At 61.1% G+C, this 17686-nt stretch carries 19 protein-coding genes; 7 read left to right on the plus strand and 12 right to left on the minus strand.

The window, feature by feature from the left end:
- Positions 1-536 precede the first annotated feature (536 nt).
- The 5 genes from EPO61_05825 (at position 537) to EPO61_05845 (ending at position 5362) form a co-directional block, all read left to right on the plus strand.
- Complete coding sequence (locus EPO61_05825; protein ID TAJ09688.1) at positions 537-2105, plus strand: TldD/PmbA family protein; 1569 nt, start codon at positions 537-539, stop codon at positions 2103-2105.
- Positions 2102-3661: a TldD/PmbA family protein gene (locus EPO61_05830; protein ID TAJ09575.1), complete on the plus strand. Its 1560-nt coding sequence runs from the start codon at positions 2102-2104 to the stop codon at positions 3659-3661. The genes EPO61_05825 and EPO61_05830 overlap by 4 nt, the downstream gene beginning before the upstream one ends.
- A 51-nt stretch (positions 3662-3712) precedes the next feature.
- Complete coding sequence (locus EPO61_05835) at positions 3713-3970, plus strand: hypothetical protein (protein TAJ09576.1); 258 nt, start codon at positions 3713-3715, stop codon at positions 3968-3970.
- 97 nt (positions 3971-4067) lie between these two features.
- Complete coding sequence (queF, locus tag EPO61_05840) at positions 4068-4469, plus strand: NADPH-dependent 7-cyano-7-deazaguanine reductase QueF (GenBank protein TAJ09577.1); 402 nt, start codon at positions 4068-4070, stop codon at positions 4467-4469.
- Positions 4470-4534: 65 nt separating this feature from the next.
- The gene (locus tag EPO61_05845; GenBank protein ID TAJ09578.1) at positions 4535-5362 is read left to right on the plus strand and encodes a symmetrical bis(5'-nucleosyl)-tetraphosphatase; all 828 of its coding nucleotides are present in this window, start codon (positions 4535-4537) and stop codon (positions 5360-5362) included.
- Positions 5363-5513: 151 nt separating this feature from the next.
- Here the strand turns inward: EPO61_05845 and EPO61_05850 are convergent, their stop codons facing one another.
- The 5 genes from EPO61_05850 to folD form a co-directional block, all read right to left on the minus strand.
- On the minus strand, positions 5514-5822 hold the full coding sequence (locus EPO61_05850) for a hypothetical protein (protein ID TAJ09579.1): 309 nt from the start codon (positions 5820-5822) through the stop codon (positions 5514-5516).
- 31 nt (positions 5823-5853) lie between these two features.
- Positions 5854-7275, minus strand: a complete 1422-nt coding sequence (locus EPO61_05855) for a pentapeptide repeat-containing protein (protein ID TAJ09580.1) — start codon at positions 7273-7275, stop codon at positions 5854-5856.
- 561 nt (positions 7276-7836) lie between these two features.
- Complete coding sequence (panB, locus tag EPO61_05860) at positions 7837-8625, minus strand: 3-methyl-2-oxobutanoate hydroxymethyltransferase (GenBank protein ID TAJ09581.1); 789 nt, start codon at positions 8623-8625, stop codon at positions 7837-7839.
- 29 nt (positions 8626-8654) lie between these two features.
- A complete protein-coding gene (locus EPO61_05865) occupies positions 8655-9542 on the minus strand; it encodes a 5,10-methylenetetrahydrofolate reductase (protein TAJ09582.1) in 888 nt (295 codons plus the stop codon).
- Complete coding sequence (gene folD / locus EPO61_05870) at positions 9539-10405, minus strand: bifunctional methylenetetrahydrofolate dehydrogenase/methenyltetrahydrofolate cyclohydrolase FolD (GenBank protein ID TAJ09583.1); 867 nt, start codon at positions 10403-10405, stop codon at positions 9539-9541. Before folD ends, EPO61_05865 begins: the two co-directional genes overlap by 4 nt.
- Before the next feature lie 345 nt (positions 10406-10750).
- Between folD and EPO61_05875 the strand changes: the two genes are divergently transcribed.
- Together EPO61_05875 and EPO61_05880 are read left to right on the plus strand one after the other, a co-directional pair.
- Positions 10751-11791, plus strand: coding sequence for a hypothetical protein (locus EPO61_05875; GenBank protein ID TAJ09584.1), 1041 nt, complete (start codon positions 10751-10753; stop codon positions 11789-11791).
- On the plus strand, positions 11788-12504 hold the full coding sequence (locus EPO61_05880) for a hypothetical protein (GenBank protein TAJ09585.1): 717 nt from the start codon (positions 11788-11790) through the stop codon (positions 12502-12504). The genes EPO61_05875 and EPO61_05880 overlap by 4 nt, the downstream gene beginning before the upstream one ends.
- Before the next feature lie 18 nt (positions 12505-12522).
- On the opposite strand, the gene EPO61_05885 is transcribed toward EPO61_05880, so the two are convergent.
- From EPO61_05885 to fabD, 7 genes are all read right to left on the minus strand, one after another.
- Positions 12523-12789, minus strand: a complete 267-nt coding sequence (locus EPO61_05885; GenBank protein TAJ09586.1) for a hypothetical protein — start codon at positions 12787-12789, stop codon at positions 12523-12525.
- A gap of 84 nt (positions 12790-12873) precedes the next feature.
- Positions 12874-13446, minus strand: a complete 573-nt coding sequence (locus EPO61_05890) for a peptidylprolyl isomerase (GenBank protein TAJ09689.1) — start codon at positions 13444-13446, stop codon at positions 12874-12876.
- Positions 13447-13559: 113 nt separating this feature from the next.
- Positions 13560-14264, minus strand: a complete 705-nt coding sequence (gene rnc, locus EPO61_05895; GenBank protein ID TAJ09587.1) for a ribonuclease III — start codon at positions 14262-14264, stop codon at positions 13560-13562.
- 29 nt (positions 14265-14293) lie between these two features.
- Positions 14294-15544, minus strand: coding sequence for a beta-ketoacyl-[acyl-carrier-protein] synthase II (gene fabF, locus EPO61_05900; GenBank protein TAJ09588.1), 1251 nt, complete (start codon positions 15542-15544; stop codon positions 14294-14296).
- A 19-nt stretch (positions 15545-15563) separates the two neighbouring features.
- Complete coding sequence (locus EPO61_05905; GenBank protein TAJ09690.1) at positions 15564-15794, minus strand: acyl carrier protein; 231 nt, start codon at positions 15792-15794, stop codon at positions 15564-15566.
- Positions 15795-15901: 107 nt separating this feature from the next.
- On the minus strand, positions 15902-16645 hold the full coding sequence (gene fabG, locus EPO61_05910) for a 3-oxoacyl-[acyl-carrier-protein] reductase (protein ID TAJ09589.1): 744 nt from the start codon (positions 16643-16645) through the stop codon (positions 15902-15904).
- Positions 16646-16705: 60 nt separating this feature from the next.
- Positions 16706-17653, minus strand: coding sequence for a [acyl-carrier-protein] S-malonyltransferase (gene fabD / locus EPO61_05915; GenBank protein TAJ09590.1), 948 nt, complete (start codon positions 17651-17653; stop codon positions 16706-16708).
- Positions 17654-17686 lie beyond the last annotated feature (33 nt).

The following is a 17686-nucleotide window of genomic DNA, read 5'->3' on the forward strand; positions in this document are numbered from 1 at the left end:
GACTTCATCCGGCCGGCCAACAGTCTTGTTTGATCGACTCTATTGTGAACTGATCGTTTATTGAACGACGCCCACGATGCGTAAGATACCGTGAGCCGGCTGATAGAAACGGCCTAAAACCTCGTCTTCCCACAGACTTGGACGCGATCGAGTCTAGCAAAGCGTCCCGAAGATTGTCAATCGCTAAAGTCCCCCCTTCGAGGGCTTCACGCAAGCGTAGCTGGACCGTATAACATGTCGGATATTAATGCAACTTGGCAGAAGACCCACCTGAGACGAAAGAAGGCCTAGAGGCCCTTTTCGCGCTAGGCCATTTGGGCTAAACCAGGGGCAAAAAGACCGTAAAAAATTCAAAAAACCAGGTAAAATCCCCCACTTTGGCTTGACGCTCCAGGCAGCCATTCCCTATAATGACGAGACTTTGCAGGCTGGGCCTGCGTTTGGCCATCTACTCATCATGTCATGCGGGAAGAAGAGTGGTCGGTTCCTGAGCACTGCACCCTGACTCGATAAGGCCGGTCGGCATGGCTCGTACGTTGGGCGTCAAGCCGCTCACAGTCGAAAGCCTCGACAGGATCAAACGCACCGCGTCTGATCTTGTCCGCCAAGCCAGCAAGAGCCTGCGACACTGTCATTACGCAGACCTGCGCATCGAACTCGTCGAAATCAAATCCGCCCGATCAGAGAACGGATCCGGAAAATCCGCGTCCGACGACTATACCTTCGGCTTCGGCATCCGGGTCCTGGCCGGCGATCCCCTGCCGGCCCCTGGCTATTTCGGCCACCGCCTGGGGAGCGCAGACCTGCCCAAATTGGCCCCCCTCATCAAAACCGGACTGCGCCAGGCCTATGAACGGGCCATGGCCAATGCACGCTACAAGGCCGAGATGCGCAAGTGTTTCAAGGAGTTGGGCGACAGCCTCGCCGGCTTGCCCCTGGCGCCGATCGAAACCCACCAGGATACCGTCAAGGCCGAGTATGGGATCGACCCCCGCTCCGTCCCCCTGGCCGAGGTCGCCCGGTACACAACCGAGGTGTCTCGGGCCGTGAAAGGCCTGGGCCAGCGCATCCGGTTCAATGCCATTGCGACCAGCACGAGCTTCAGCCGAGAACTCTTCGCCAGCTCGGAAGGAACCCTGATCGACCAGTCCTTCGCCACCACGTTGGGCTTCTGCTCCGTGGTCGCGGAAAACGACCAGGCGGAACAGTCCCTCTACGACTACATCGGCCACCAGCGCGGCTGGGAAGTGGTCACGGAAGGGACCAGGACCGAGTTGATCCGCCACTTGGATCTGCTCACGTTCTCGACCAGCTTGGCCCATGACTGCCTCAAGCTGATCGATGCGCCGCCGCTCAAAGCAACGGACAAGGACGTGGTGGTGGTCACGGACCCGCACTACAACACGCTGAAGGCCCATGAAATCATCGGGCACCCGACCGAGCTGGACCGGGCTCTCAAGATGGAAACGGCCTATGCCGGACGCAGTTGGTTGCTGCGGTCGCTGAAAGAGACCCAGCTCGGCAAGCCGGTGGCCTCTCCGTTCGTCACCGCCTATTCCGATCCAAGCCTGCCGGGGCTCGGCCATTACGCCTATGACCATGAAGGCACGCCGGCGCACAAAGTCATGCACATCGAGAAGGGGGTGTTCAAAGGATTCATGAACAGCCGCCAGACCGCGGCCATCCTGGGCGTGGAGCCCAACGGTTCATACAAAGCCATCGAGGCCTCTCTAGTCCCGTTGATTCGAATGTCCAACACGGTCTTCGGCGCCGGCTCGCAGGACCCCCAGAAGATCATCGGCGAGGTGGATCGCGGTTACTACCTGGTGGGACACCGGACCCCGTCCATCGCCGAGTCCCGCGAAAACTTCAGCATCTCGGCCCAAAAGGTGTACGAGATTCGGAACGGACAAATCGGCCAACTCTATCGCGGCGGAGGCATGACCGCCGATACCAAAGACTATTTGATGAAGGTGGATGCGGTTGGAAAGGACTTCCGCCTCTTCCCCATCCCCAATTGCGGCAAGGGCCAGCCCATGCAGACAAAGCGGCTCGGCAACGGAGCCCCGACCATGCGCAGCCGTGCCCGCCTGACCGGCCTATGATCTCTCTCGCCACATTGAAAAGCGCCGTCCAGCGTGCGCTCCGACAGGCCGCCCAGGCCAAGGATGTCCAGGAAGCAGAGGTCTATGCTTCCAGCACGGGGCATCTGCTCTGCCGGCTGAATTACACCTCTGCCATCCCCTGCAACGGCGTCGAAGAACCGAAATCGTCCGAGGCCTTCGGCCTCGGCATCCGGGCGGTCTTCTCCGGAACGGACGGCCCGCGTATCGGCTTCGGCAGCGAGGCCAGAGACCTCTCGCCGACCGGCATCAAACGGGCGCTGGAGAAGGCCAGGCAGAATGCCGTGCCCGACCCGGAATTCATGTCCTTTCCGGCTCCGCCACAGGCCCGGTCTCCGAAGCTTGCCCCCTCCCATGACCGCGCGATCATGGACCTCAAAGACGGCACGCTGGTAGAAGCCGGGTGGAAAGTTCTCCAGGAAGCGCTGAAGACCTTCGCATCTTCGGAGCCGCTCGCCAAACTGGCCGGCTCCAAGGAGAAGCTGGCCAACCTGGGCCTCATCGTGGGCGGCGACGTCAGTCTCTTCCGGCAACGCATCGCCATCGGCTCCACCCGGATGCCCAAGGTCCAGACCGACGAATCCACCTATATCACTTCGTCCGTCACCTCCATGGTGGAACGGAAAGCCGCTAAGGGCAGCGGCTATGCGGCGGCTACCCATCTGGCTAAGTTCAAAGGAGAGGCGGGCGCCGACGCGGCCCGCAATGCCATCCTCGGCGCGGGCGGGCAGCGTCTGCCCAGCGGCACCTACAACGTGGTCCTGGGCCCGCAGCCGGTGGCAGACCTCATGACGAATCTCCTCCTCCCCAGCTTGAGCGCCGACGCCTTTTACAGTTGCAAGTCGGCCTTCCTCGGGGAAGTGGGCCGCCCCGTGGCTGCCGATCTCCTGACCATCTACGACCATGGAGCCGCCAAGGGCTTTGTCGGCACCAAACGCCTCACCTGCGAAGGCCTGCCGACCGGCCGGACCAACCTGATTCAGGCCGGCGTCCTGCAAGGCCTGCTCTCGAACCACTATGAAACCCAGCGGCTCCTGAAGGACCCGCGCGCGCGGGAGAAGCTGGGCCTGAACCCGCAGGAACACCAGGAGGTACTGATTCCGCGCAACGGCTTCCGCCTCTCCAACAGCGGCGGACGGCAGTTCGATGCGCTGCCTTCGATCGCCGCGACCAACCTGTTCATCGAAGGCTCCGCACCCCACAGCAGAGAGAGCCTGCTGGCGTCGGTCGGCACCGGAGTCTACATCGGCCGCATCTGGTACACCTATGCGATGAACGGGCTCCGGGCCGGGGACTTTACCTGCACCGTCGTGGGCGATTCCTTCCTGATTCAAGACGGACGCCTGACCGCTCCTTTGCGCGGCAATACCATTCGCATCACGGGCAACATCCGGTCCCTCCTGCGGCAAGTGACCGGCGTCACCAAGCAGGCCCAGCCGATCATCGGCTGGTCGGCCGATGAAGTCATCTACGCCCCCGAGATCGCCGTCCGCGGCCTCCACCTCGCCGAGATTGCCCAATTCATGGAATCCGTGTAAAATCAGCCTTTCTTATTCATTCGATGTCCATGAGCAACCAGAACTAACCCCATGCCATCGCGCGTCATCATTCCCGGCGAAGAGGACGGAGCCAACCACGTGGGCGGGGTGCACAATCGCCCCCCGATCCCGATCGTCCCGGACGGAGCCCCAAAGGCGGAGTGTCCCAAGTTCATGAGCCACGGACCTTGCGGCGGGGTGCGCAAAGGCGGCTTCTGCGAGGTCTACCCGGAGATGATGTGTCCCTGGGTCACTCTGTACTTTCAACTGGAGAAAATCGGCCAGGTTGAGTGGATGACACGCGTGTGAACGCCGTGAAGCGTTCCTCGTAAAGCGTGAAGCGTCCAAACTCCAAAACGAGATACGCTTCACGAGATCTGAACGACGACGCGGCGAGGAGTTGTGAGTGAAACGTAAGGCGAACAAGACACGGCTAGGCTATGACGAGCGGCACGCCAGGAGCGGCGTATCGGCCAAACTCCCCGAGATCGAGACCTGGCCCAACCAATATAAGGGCTATGAGATCACGATCGAGATTCCGGAATATACGGCCATCTGCCCGAAGACCGGCCTGCCGGACTTCGGAACGATCCGTCTGCGCTACATGCCGGACAAGGCCTGCCTGGAACTGAAATCGCTGAAGATGTACATCCATGCCTACCGGAACCTCGGCATCTTCTACGAGAACGCCGTCAACCGCATTCTCCAGGACGTGGTCGCCTCCTGCCGGCCGGTCTGGGCCGTCGTCACCGGCGAGTTCACCGCCCGCGGCGGGCTCCACAGCCGGATCGAAGCAAAGTATCCCTGATTCCACCCCCTTGTTTTCGCCCAACGCCCAGCGCCTTTATGCCGCTTCCACGGTAAAATGACGACATGGCAATCTACGCGATCGGAGACGTGCAGGGCTGTTTCTCCGCGCTGGAGCGTCTCGTCGAGCAGATCCGGTTCGATCCGGCCCGCGACCGACTCTGGTTCGTCGGCGATTTAGTCAACCGGGGGCCCGATTCGCTCTCGGTCCTGCGCTACATCAAGAGACTCGGCCCGGCGGCGGTCGCAGTGCTGGGCAATCACGATCTGCACCTGCTGGCCATCGCGGCCGGCATCACCAAACTGGGTCGCAAAGACACGGTCCAAGACGTGTTGCAGGCGCCGGATCGTGACGAGTTGATGATCTGGCTCCGTCATCAGCCGCTGGTCCACGTCGCCGACGGCCATATCCTGTTGCATGCGGGGCTCTTGCCCCAATGGACAATCGCCCAAACCCAGCAGCTCGCACGGGAGGTTGAAGCCGTGCTTCGTTCGCCTCGCTATCCTGAATTCCTGGGTTACTTGTATGAAGTGGGCTACAGGGAGAACAGCGGTCCGCGCCGCTGGACCGACAGCCTGGCCGGCCGCGAGCGCCTCGGGGTCATCGCCAATGCCTTGACCAAGCTGCGGGTCTGTTCCGCGGAAGGAGACATGGGGCTCTCGTACAAAGGCGCCCCGCAAGCTGCGCCAACGGGACTCATCCCCTGGTTTCACGTCCCGGACCGGAAAAGCACCGAGGCCACCGTCGTCTGCGGCCACTGGGCCGCCCTGGGACTGCACATCCAGGACAACCTGCTCGTGCTGGACAGCGGCTACGTTTGGGGACAACAGTTGACGGCAGTCCGGCTCGAGGATCGGCAAGTCTTTCAGGTCCACAACGGGGGGCCGGCGTGATCGAACCGCAACCGCCCAATCCCTTATCGGCCAAGCCAAACGGCCGGTCCTAATCCGGTTGATCGGGCTAGTCGAGCTGCGGGAATGACGTCGCAATCCAGTCCTTCGCAAACCGTGTATGAGTTCGTTCGACGGTCAAGAATTAGAGGCGCTATCGGTCCTTCGGCCAGTAGGTGCGTGAAAACTCCCGGAGCACTCCGTCCGGGGAAAACGTCAGTGTTTTTCGCCAACCCTGCGCGCCGCCGTAGGCCTTCTGCTCCCAGATGATGGTCTCCCCGCCGTTCGCCAGCTCCTCGCGCCTGGCCGACCGTCCCCATTCGCGGTAGTAATAGTCCTTCGTCTTGACACCGATCTCCTGCTGCATCTGCGCATCAATCGCCTGCCACCGCTGCTCCATGGTCTGGTAACAGCCGGCAGTCATGAGCACGATTACGACCAAAAGCATCCATGCATATTTCATAGACGGCTCTCCCGCAAGATCGTCTAATTCACTAACGCCTGAACCGGCGACGGAGTGCCAGCAAAAGCAGCGCCACTTGAGCGGGAATCAGGACCCGTTCAAGAATTTCAAGAAACCACGCAACCCCATTTCCTGCAATCGCATGGGTTTCACCCTTGAACGTCGCCACCTCGACCGCATGAACGAGGCCAATAGGCTCCAAGACAGTTTGCTTAGGCCTCGGTGTCAGCCCCACAAGCGAATAGAGAAGTCCGAATACCACCACCATGAGCGCCAATACTACCAAGGCTTGCCAATAGTTACTGCCATAATTACTGGCCCATCGATAGAGGTTAACGGCTACGCGAACAAAGATCGGCTGAGCTGGATCGAGCCGTTTCATTTCCATGACGCCGATCGAAAAATCTTCAGCTGAGTCATACTCACGCACTTTCTCGAAGTTATCAACGAGCTTCCGATACCCAACTGCTACCAGCTCATATCGTGTTGGAGGTTTACCCATAGCTTGCTTAAAGAATTTTTCCGTCTCTGATTCCTCATTTTTAAGCGGCGAAACGATATCGAGTTCGTCTTGCAACACTTTTCGCCCATGCCACCGATGCCAATTAACATCTACAAACCGTACTGCCTCCATGTTGCAATTAACGAAGCGTGCCCGAAGCCCTCCCTGGATATCTCTATTAACCTGATAAAAACTCACATGAGATGGCTTTTCATATCTCGCTCCAGAAAAGTCAGCAATGACATGTGGAACGTTTGCACCGTCCGCCGCGGGCTCGCCAGTTGACGCAAAAACAGCTGAAGCGAAATTGGCGCCTTCCCTAAAAGTAGCCCCCTTGAAATTGCCGCAGAAGGCAAATCGGGCACCACTAAAATCCACATTACTCTCAAATGTCGCCATGGAGAAATTTGCTTCCTTCGAGAAATTCGATTGAGCAAAACTTGCATTCCCCTTGAAATTTACCGCTGGCCACCAACCCTCCCCCCTACACACCACTTGCCTGAAGTTCGCTTCCCCTGAAAATTGTGCGCTATCAAATCGAACATCCTCGGCGAATACTGCCGTCTGGAAATCAACGGAGTTTTCAAACAAGGTGTCCGTGAAATCTGCGCCGTGCGCAAACCACATAGAAGAAAAGTGCGCGCCGCACAAGAATCGTGCTGAGCGAAATATGGTCTTGCGCTCAAAGCTCATACGGCCAAAGTGATAATCGAGGAAGACAAACCAGGAGAAATCAAATGTCTCCGCCCGACGACTGTGTATGGACTCACCTGCCAATATCTCGACAATTTCTTGATGAAATCGGCTGAAATCTTTCTCTGGATCACTGGAGTGCATGATACAGACGGGGCGATCATTTAGTTTGCTCTCATACGAATGGACTTCCCTCCCGCAAGGTTCATTATTTGACATCAAAATTGTGCAGACGAGCGATTTCGAAGGCGTAAGCATAGCTTCAGACCTCAAGGGTGCTTTGGAAAGCTTCCTCGCCAGAGATTCTAGTTACGAGCTGTCGAGGGTGCAACCCCTATATGGCACATCACAACAATGAGCCCTGAACTGAGCTTACCAGCGGAATGGATGGACCTGTGTCGCGAATCGCACTAAAACTAATTTTGCAATTCAAGGGGACAGGCAAGCGACCTAGCCCACCTCCTCATTTTGATAGTTGCTGATGAAACGGATGCGAGTTGAGGCGCGGGGCGGGGCGGAAAGCTCCGAGCGGGGACAAGTCGCTTAAAGACTTGTCCCCGCCACCCTCTCTTTTTTCTTAGCCGTGGCGGGAACGGATGGGCAGGGAGGCGGAGGCACAGCGGGAACGAGGGTTCGAGTGGGAGAAAGGGTGCCGGGCGCCGTTCTGCTGATCCGATAAGGCGACCGGCCAACAGTGTGACACGAATAACGGTGAGGACTCAGCGCATGATGCCGACGCCGACGATGCCCACCGTTCGTCAGCCGCGGCCTCACCAACGCTTTCCTTTAGTAAAAAGGAGAAAGACGGGAAGAGGAGACTCAGTGGTAACTTTCCGAATCCGACGGAAACTTCCCCTGCTCGACTTCTTCTTTGTAACGGCGGAGGGCTTGTAAGGCGTCGGCCTTGAGGTGGGCATAGGGTTTCACGAACTTCGGCGTAAAGTCGTCGAAGAGGCCGAGCAGATCATAGAGGACCAGCACCTGGCCGTCGCAATGAGGGCCGGCGCCGATGCCGATGGTCGGAATGGTCAGGGCTTCGGTCACCGTCTTGGCCAGTTGCGCCGGGATTGCTTCCAGCACGATGGAGAAGACGCCGGCCGCTTCCAGGGCTTTCGCATCCTCGATCAGCGTCTCCGCCTGGTCCTTCTGTTTGCCTTGCACCTTGTACCCGCCGTAGCGGTGGACTGACTGCGGCGTCATACCCAGGTGCCCCATCACCGGAATCCCGAACTTGGTCATGGCCTCCACCCGGTCCAGGACCGCCGCCCCCCCTTCCAGTTTCACTGCCGCCGCACCGACTTTGAGGAATCGGCCCGCATTCCGAACCGCCTCCTCGATGCCGGCCTGATAGGAGAGAAACGGCATGTCGGCGATCACGAGCGCCCGCTGCGCGGCCCCGGCCACCAGCTTCGTATGATAGAGCATCTGTTCCATCGTGACGGCCAGGGTGTCCTTCTTCCCCTGCACCACCACGCCGAGCGAATCCCCGACCAGGATCGCCTCGATCCCCGCCCGTTCCACGATCCTCGTGAACAGAGCGTCGTAGGCCGTGACGACGATCAGCTTCTTGCCGTCCTGCTTGTGGCGCTGGAATTCAGGGACTGTCATTATACGTTATTGTACCCGATGCTCCGTCCTTAGCCCAAGCCCGCCTTCGTGAGAATTTCCGGCAGCCGATCCACGGCCTTGATCGCCATGATATGGACGCCGTCGCAATGGGGCCGCACCGCCTTGATCGTGCGCACCGCGATCTCCACGCCCACATCCAGCGCCTTCTTGTCTCCGGCTTCCCGCAATTCCGCAATCATGTCCTCCGGCACCGACACGCCGGGAATGTTGGCGTTCATGAATTCGGCCATCTTGGCGGAGCGCAACAGGAGAATCCCCGCCAGCACTTTCACCTTGAACTTCCGCACGGCGCCCATGAAGGAGCCGAACGACTCCGGATGGTAGATCGCCTGGGTCTGGAAGAACTGCGCGCCCGCATTCACCTTGGCCGCGAACTTGGCCAGCATCGGACCCTGGGGGTCCATTTCCGGCGTGACGGCAGCGCCGATCATATAGTCCGTCGTCCCGTCCAGCTTGTTGCCGGCCAGGTCCTGCCCCTGGTTCAGCTTCTGGACCAGTTGCATGACCTGGACCGAGTCCAGGTCATAGACCGGCTTGGCGTCCTTGTGATCGCCGACCGTGGGATAGTCGCCGGTCAGGCAGAGGATGTTCCTGATGCCCAGGATGTGCGCACCCAGTAAGTCCGACTGCATACCCAGGCGGTTCCGGTCTCGGCAGGTCATCTGCATGACCGGATCGTGGCCCATCTCATAGAGCATGCGGCAGATCGAGAGAGAACTAGCCCGCATGACCGCCGCCGTGTTGTCCGTGACGTTGACCCCGTGCACGCGCCCCACCAGCGCCTTGGCGTTGGCCAGCAGCGCCGCAATGTTGGTGCCCTTCGGAGGATTGTACTCGACGGTGACGGCAAACTCGCCCCGGTCCAATACCTCTTTTAATCGTCGCGGTCCGCTCATGTCGTCTTCGCCCCCGCCGTACGTTTGGCTGACTCCAGCGTGTTGGCCAGAAGCATCGTGATCGTCATCGGCCCGACCCCGCCGGGAACCGGGGAAATCCACCCAGCCTTTTGGCTCACGGGTTCGAAATCCACATCACCCACGAACTTCCCGTCCGCCAGCCGGTTGGTGCCCACATCGATGACCACGGCGCCCTCCTTGATCATGTCGGCCGTGACAAATTTGGCCTTGCCGATCGCCACGACGAGAATGTCGGCCTCGCGACAGACGGCGGGAAGATCTCTGGTCTTGCTGTGACAGACCGTGACGGTGGCATGCCGGTGCAGGAGCATCAACGCCACCGGCTTGCCGACGATCGTGCTCCGCCCCACTACGACCGCCCGTTTCCCTTCGATCGCCACCCCCGTGGAATCGATCATCGCAATGATGCCCTTCGGCGTACAAGCCTCGAACACCGGGCTGCCCTCTACCAGACGCCCGAGGTTGTAGGGATGAAACCCGTCGGCATCCTTCATCGGAGTTACGGCATTCAACACCACCTGGGTGTCGATGTGTTTGGGCAGCGGAAGCTGCACGAGGATGCCGTGAATTTTCGGGTCGTGATTCATCTTCTCGACCAGGGCCAGCAGCTCGGCCTGGCTGGTCGTGGCCGGGAGCTTGAAGTCCTCGATATAGATCCCCGCGGCTTCGCAGGCCTTCTGTTTGCTGCGCACGTACAGGGCCGACGCCGGGTCCTCACCGACAAGAATCGTCGCCAATCCCGGCTTAACGCCGGTCTTGGCCTGCAAGTCCTTCGTCTCTGCCGCGATCCGGTCGCGAATGGTCTGCGCCAATGCTTTCCCGTCGATTAATCGTGCCGCCACGGTTTCCTCCGTAATAGAAGCCTTCAGCTATCAGCTTTCAGCTAAAATGCAAGCCAATCCGCACCTGCCCGTTGCGTCGCATTGTCTGGCTAACAACTGATTGCTGACGGCTGATGGCTTCATTCAAAACCGCCGCAGAATAGCAATGCTTTTGAACGTCCGTCAAGCGATTCGCACCTCGACCAACGGCGGCGATCCGGCTCCGAATCGGCCCGGACCGAGGGCGCCGTTCCTTGACAGGCCGACAAACGGTCCTTTACCATCGGCTCATAGCCCCGCGACAGGGACTGATTGCGCACATTCCCATTGGGCCCCGTACCTCCGCACGAGAAAGCTTCGATCCTCATGCGATCTCCAACGCCCTTGCGGTCCCGACTCCGACAGCCCTGGCTATTCGGTTGGGCGATCATCGGCGCGATCATCGGATGGAGTGCCGCGCTCGCGCTGGCACCCCTCCCGGCGCATGCCCTGCAGGTCACCGGGCTTCAGACCCCCGAGAGTTTCCTGGCCGACCCTTCCGGCAACGGGTATTTCATCTCGAACGCCAACGGCGACCCGGATGTAAAGGACAACAACGGATTCATCACCAAGCTGGACAAGGCAGGGGCTATCGCCACGTTGCAGTTCATCAAGGGGGGCGAGGGGACGACGGTGCTCCACGCGCCGAAGGGTATGGCCATTGTCAAACAAACCCTCTACGTGGCCGATTTGGACTCGCTGCGCGCGTTCGATACGGTGACCGGCCGGCCTCTGCTCACCCTGCCCTTTCCCAACCGGCAGAACGGACAGGCGACGGCCTTGGCCGACGTGGCGTATGACGGACACAGCCTGTTGTACGCCTCGGACACCGCTGCCAATACGATCTATCGCATCGACATGGCCAAGCAGCACGCGATCTCCGTGCTCGCCCGGGACCAGGCCCTGGCCGGACCGCGCGGACTGGCGGTCCATCCCAAGACCGGCCACCTGATCGTGGCCAGTTGGGACAAAGGCAAGATTCTCGAGGTCACGCCGGACGGGAAAATCAGTGAGCTGGTGTCCAACGGCTTCTTCACGGCCCGCTTTCACAATCTGGACGGCGTGGACTTCGATAGCTGGGGCAACCTCTACGTCTCCGACTTCACGGCCGGCAAGGTCTGGCGCATGAGGCCCGACCAACATTTTGACGTGATCGCCGAATACCTCCCCTCCCCGGGCGACATCGGCGTGGACCGGGAGAACCATTTGATCCTCGTCCCCTACCATTATGGCAACGCCGCGGAGATGAACGGGCTGGAGGCGCCGGTGAAGGCCAACCAGAAGAAACGCACGCTGGCCGACTATGGCTTCAGCGGGTCGAGCAGCCTGCAGGAATCGGAAGCGAAGAAAGGACAAGCGCCGAAATGACCAAGTGCGTTTATTGTCACGAACGCAAGGGCAAGCGTCCCTGCCCCGCGTTGGACGGGTCCATCTGCAGCCAGTGCTGCGGCGAACATCGGATCGTGCGGGTGACCTGTCCGCCCGATTGTTCGTACCTGGACGCCAACAGCGAGTACCAACAAAAACGGATCGGGGATCGGTTTGCGGTGGCGCGGCGGGACTTCTACAGGGAACTGTTCGAGGTCGGAGGCGACAAGGCCGCGGCCCTGTTCAACCTGATCGAAGTCGTCGCGTTCAGTTACTTTCAGAGCCGGCGCGACGGGCAGGACGGCGAGGTCATCGCCGCCATCCAGGCGCTCCGGCGGACCCTCAGCCCGTTGCACATCCCGGCCGCGCCGCTTCCCGTCTTCGCCGAACACCTCAAAAAGGAATACGACACGTTCGTCAAGCAGCAGGGCCAGCAGGCGATCGACCAGCAGGCGGCGCCGGAGGTGCTGGATCGCGCAATCAAGTTCGTGACGGAGTTTTCAGGCGGAGGGTTGCAGGCCCAGCGGTTCCTGATGGGCCTGATCGGATACATCAAGACCCACCATCCGGAAGTCGCCGAGCACCTGGCCAAACAACAGGAAGGGGGGCGGATCGTGCTCCCCGGCCAGCTCACCCCCGGACAAGGGCTCGCGCAACCGCCGCAGCATCTGCAGGGCCATCAGCATACCCACGGCCCCGGCTGCCGACACTGACGCCGAGCGCCGGCAGCCTCACCTGGAGAACTGACAGAGGTTGAGAATCCAGCAGGCGGGCTTACTGTTCTCGCTGCTGTCAACGATGCGCTGGGTCCGCTTATCGATGACGACCCAGTTCTTATCCGCCCCTTCCCCCCAGGTGGCCGTGACGGTTTTCTCGTCTTGGGAGAGCTCCGTGGGGCGACCGTTGCGTGCCACGATTTTGTCATAGGACTCCTGATGCATGCACCCGCTCAGGGAGCCCAGCAGACACAGGCCTAACGTCACCCTTTTCCACATCATACGCGCCCCCCTTATGATGCCAGCTTGGGGCTCCCGCCCCGATCCACGAATCGGAGCACGTCCGTCGGTCGCCCCGCTCACCGCCTACTCCACGATTTTGACCGTCATCTCGATCCGGTTCAGCGGGTTGTCCTGCGCGTCGCGGGGTTCGTTCACGATCTTATCGGCCACGCCGATCCCGCGGATGACTTCCCCGAACACCGTGTACTTGCGGTCCAGGAACCGTGAGTCCTCCACCACGATAAAGAACTGGGAGCCGGCCGTGTCCGGCTCACCGGCTCGGGCCATGGACACGATGCCCCGCTTGTGCGGCGTGTCGCTGAACTCGGCCTTGATCATGTAGCCGGGCCCGCCCTGCCCGTAGAGTTCCTTCTTCTTGTGATCCTTCGTGTTCGGGTCCCCGCCCTGAATCATAAAATTCGGAATCACGCGGTGGAAAATCGTGCCGTCGTAGAAGCCCTCCTTGGCCAGCTTGATGAAATTCTCGACGTGCTTGGGCGCCAGCTCCGGGTAGAACTTGAATTCGATCTCCCCGTGTTTGGTCTTGATGATTGCCCTGGGGCCTTTGGGCACCTCCACCTTTGGAGCCGGAGCCTGGGGCTGAGGGGGCGGCGGCGCGGGCGCCTGCTGCCTGGCGGCCCAAGCCGGGCCTGGCATCACATTCGCCAACCCGTACAACAATACCGACAGGCCGATCACGATTGCCGGCCGCGCTCCGTGCTTGCTTGCGCTCCTAGACGACATGGTCCCCTCCTACCGTAGATGACTGGTCAGGTTCGTTTGGCGATCTGTTCCACCGCCTGCTTGGCGGCCACTTGCTCCGCTTCTTTTTTCGTCCGCCCCGCGCCCGCGCCCGCGATGTCGCCCTGGATCGTCACCTGCACTTCAAAGAGCTTCTGGTGGTCAGGGCCCGACTCCCGCACCGTGACATACTGGGGCAAGGCCTCATAGCGTTTCTGGCACCATTCCTGTAACTGCGTCTTGTAGTCTCCCTGCGCCTCCGCGGCATTGCCGACTTGCGCCAATTCGCCCGCACAGGCGCGGATGGCGAAGGCGCGCGCGGCAGCCAGCCCCCCATCCAGATATATCGCCGCGAGCACCGCTTCAAACGCATTGGCCAGCAGCGAATTCTTGTCGCGCCCTTGATTGAGTTCCTCTCCCCGGCCGAGCCGCAACAGAGGCCCCAATCCCAGGCTTCGTGCCGCCTTGGCCAGGGACACTTCGCTGACGAGCCTGGCTTTCAGTTTCGAGAGCTCGCCCTCGGACGCATCGGGCAAGGCCGCCACGACATGCTCGCTGATGAGCAACGACAGGACGGCGTCGCCGAGGAACTCCAGCCGCTCGTTGTCCTGGCTGTCCCTGTCCTTCTGTTCGTTGACATACGATTTGTGGGTGAGCGCTTCGTCGAGGAGGGCCGGACGGCTGAACCGATACCCGACCGCCTGCTGGGCTTCGTCGATGAGCGATGGCGCCATCCTGCCGGCCCCCGATCCGACCCGAGGGGTCAGGCGTCGTACCGCTTGAACAGCACGCAGGCGTTGACGCCGCCGAATCCGAAGGAGTTGGACAGGGCCACCTGCACCTTCGCCTCCCGCGCTTTGTTGGGAATGTAGTCGAGGTCGCACTCCGGATCCGGCTGCTCGAGATTGATCGTCGGGGGCAGGGTGCCGCGATGCAGCGCCAACACGCTGAAGACGGCCTCGATCCCGCCGGCCGCCCCGAGCAAGTGGCCGGTCATGGACTTGGTCGAACTCACGGGAATGCGATAGGCCCGCTCCCCGAACACCTGCTTGATGGCTCTGGTTTCGATCGCGTCGGCCATGGTCGAGGTGCCGTGCGCGTTGATGTATCCAACGTCGTCCTTGGACACGCCGGCATCCTTGATCGCCAGGTCCATGCAACGGACCGCTCCCTCGCCGTTTTCCGAGGGCGCCGTAATGTGGTAGGCGTCGGCGGTCATCGCGTAGCCGACCATCTCGGCGTAGATTCTGGCGCCGCGCCGCTTGGCCGATTCCAATTCCTCCAGCACCACCACTCCCGATCCCTCTCCCAGCACAAACCCGTCCCGATCCTTGTCGAAGGGACGGCTGGCCCGCTCGGGTTCATCATTCCGTCTCGACAGGGCGCGGGCCGCCGCAAAGCCGGCGACGCACAGCGGCGTGAGCGCCGCTTCGGTCCCGCCCGCCACCATCGCATCCGCTTCGCCCCACTGGATCAGGCGAAACGCGTCGCCGATGCAATGGTTGCCGGTCGCGCAGGCGGTCACCGCGCAGGAATTGGGCCCGCGCGCACCGATCCGGATGGCCACCTGGCCGGAGGCCAAGTTAATGATCACCATCGGGATGAAAAACGGCGAGACCCGATCGGGCCCCTTCTCCTTGAGCACATCGTGGTAATGCTCGATCCCCGGCAGGCCGCCGATCCCGGCGCCGATATAGACTCCGACCCGATCCGCATTCTCGGGGCCGATTTTCAGCCCCGCGTCCGCCACCGCCATCTGGCTTGCGCCGACGGCATAGTGGATGAACGTATCCATCTTTTTGATTTCTTTTTTCTCGATAAAGTCGGCGGGGTCGAAGTCGCGGACTTCGCCGGCGATCTGCACCGGCAGGTTGGCGGGATCGAACCGCGTGATGCGGTGGATGCCGGAGGTGCCCGCGCAGATCGCCGGCCAGGTCTTCTCAAGGCCGGTCCCGAGGGGTGTAATCACCCCCAGGCCGGTCACCACTACCCGTCTGCGCGTGCGCTCACTCATCGTTCAGCAGACAACCTCGTCACATCTTTTCCTTGATGTACTCCATGGCCCGCCCGACCGTGAGGATCTTCTCGGCATCCTCGTCGGGGATCTCAATGTCGAATTCTTCCTCGAACGCCATCACGAGCTCGACGGTGTCGAGGGAATCGGCCCCAAGATCGTCCACAAACGAAGCCTCCGGCACCACTTCGTCTTCCTCCACGCCCAGTTGCTCGGCGATGATTTTCTTGATTCGATCCTCGGTCGCCATCGGTTTTTTTACCTCCTCGCCCATGCTCTTCCTCCTTTATGCTGGGAACGCGCCGTTGCGAGAGGGCCTCGGCCCTCCGACTGGCGCCTGTGCGTCTCGAATTCGCGTCACGCCATCAACATGCCGCCGTTCACGTGCAGCACGTGCCCGGTAATATACCCCGCCGCATCGGACGCCAGGAAGCTGACCGCTTCCGCCACGTCCGACGGTTGCCCCAAACGGCCCAGGGGAATTTGCTTCTGCAAGGTCTCCTTCACATCCGCCGGGAGCCCCTGGGTCATGGCCGTATCGATGAACCCCGGCGCGACCGCGTTGACGGTCACCTGCCGGCTGGCGTATTCGCGCGCCACCGTCTTAGTAAAGCCGATCACCGCCGCCTTGGACGCGGCGTAGTTGGCCTGGCCGGCATTCCCCATGGCCCCGACGATCGACGCGATGTTGACGATCCGGCCGTAGCGTTGCTTGGTCATCGGCGACAGGACGGCTTTCGTGCAGTGAAAGGTGCCGTTCAGGTTCACCTGCATGACCAGATTCCAATCCTCTTCCTTCATCCGGAGCAACAGCCCGTCGCGCGTGATCCCGGCGTTGTTCACCAGGATGTCGATCTTCCCCCAATCCTTCATCACCTGATCGACCATGGCTTTCACGTCGGCAAAATCGGCCACGTTCACCTTGACGTTGAGCGCCCGCCGGCCCAATTTAGTGACCGCCGTGACCGTGTCCTGGGACCGGCCTGGGTCGAGATCCGCGACGGCGATATCCGCCCCATGCCGTGCCAACATCTCAGCGATGGCCCGACCGATGCCTTGGGCCGCGCCGGTGACAATGGCTGTTTTGCCTTCTAGTGACATGATTTCTCACCGTCCTCAAGTCTATAAAGTCAAAAAGTCTGGGAATTTCGCCCTAAGACTTTACGACTTTTGAACTTTCAAACCTTCCAGCGTCGTTTCGAATGACTTGGAGTCCTGTACGTTCAAGAGCACCGCGTCCGGCAGGATCCGTTTAATCAGCCCTGTCAGCACCGTGCCCGGCCCCACTTCGATGAAGGTCGTGACCCCCATCCCGCGCATCGTCCGGACCGAGTCCTCCCATAAAACCGACGAGGGCAGCTGCCGGATCAACGACGCCTGGACCTCCGCGGCCGTGCGCAAAGCCCGCGCCTCCGCATTATTGACCAGGGGCACGGTCAGATCCGACCATGCCGTCGCCGCCACATCCTTCGCCAGGCGATCCGCCGCCGATTGCATGAGCGGCGTATGCACCGGCACGCTGACCGGCAGGGGAATTGCCTTCCGGCATCCCTTGGCCTTGGCCAGTTCAATCGCCCGTTCGACGGCCGCCTTCTCTCCGGCGATGACCACCTGGCCGGGACTATTGAAATTCGCGGCGGCGACCACGCCGACGGCTCCGGCTTCCCGGCAGGCGGCCTTCACCGCCTCGCCGTCCAATCCCAGAATGGCCGCCACCAACCCGCTGCCCGGTGGAACCGCTTCGGCCATGTAACGGCCCCGCTTCTGCACCAGCCCCACGGCGGCGGCAAAACTCACGCCACCCGCCGCCACCAGCGCCGAATATTCGCCGAGACTGTGACCGGCCACCGCCACAGGCCGCAGACCAACTGGTTCAAGAAGGCGATAGGCCGCGATACTGGCCGTAAGCAAGGCGGGCTGTGTGTACTCGGTCAGGTTGAGGCGGTCAGCCGGTCCGTCGAAGCACAGCGCGGCGACGTCATACCCGAGGATCGCCCCCGCTTCCTCATACACCTTCCGGACAGCCGGGTGGGTCTCGTACAACGCCCGTCCCATCCCGACCGACTGAGACCCTTGGCCGGGAAACACCAACCCGATTCCGGAAGCCATGGCGGGGTATGATATGAGGGAATTGGTTTCCAT

The sequence above is a fragment of the Nitrospirota bacterium genome, assembly GCA_004296885.1.
In the GTDB taxonomy this organism is placed as follows: Bacteria; Nitrospirota; Nitrospiria; order Nitrospirales; family Nitrospiraceae; genus SYGV01.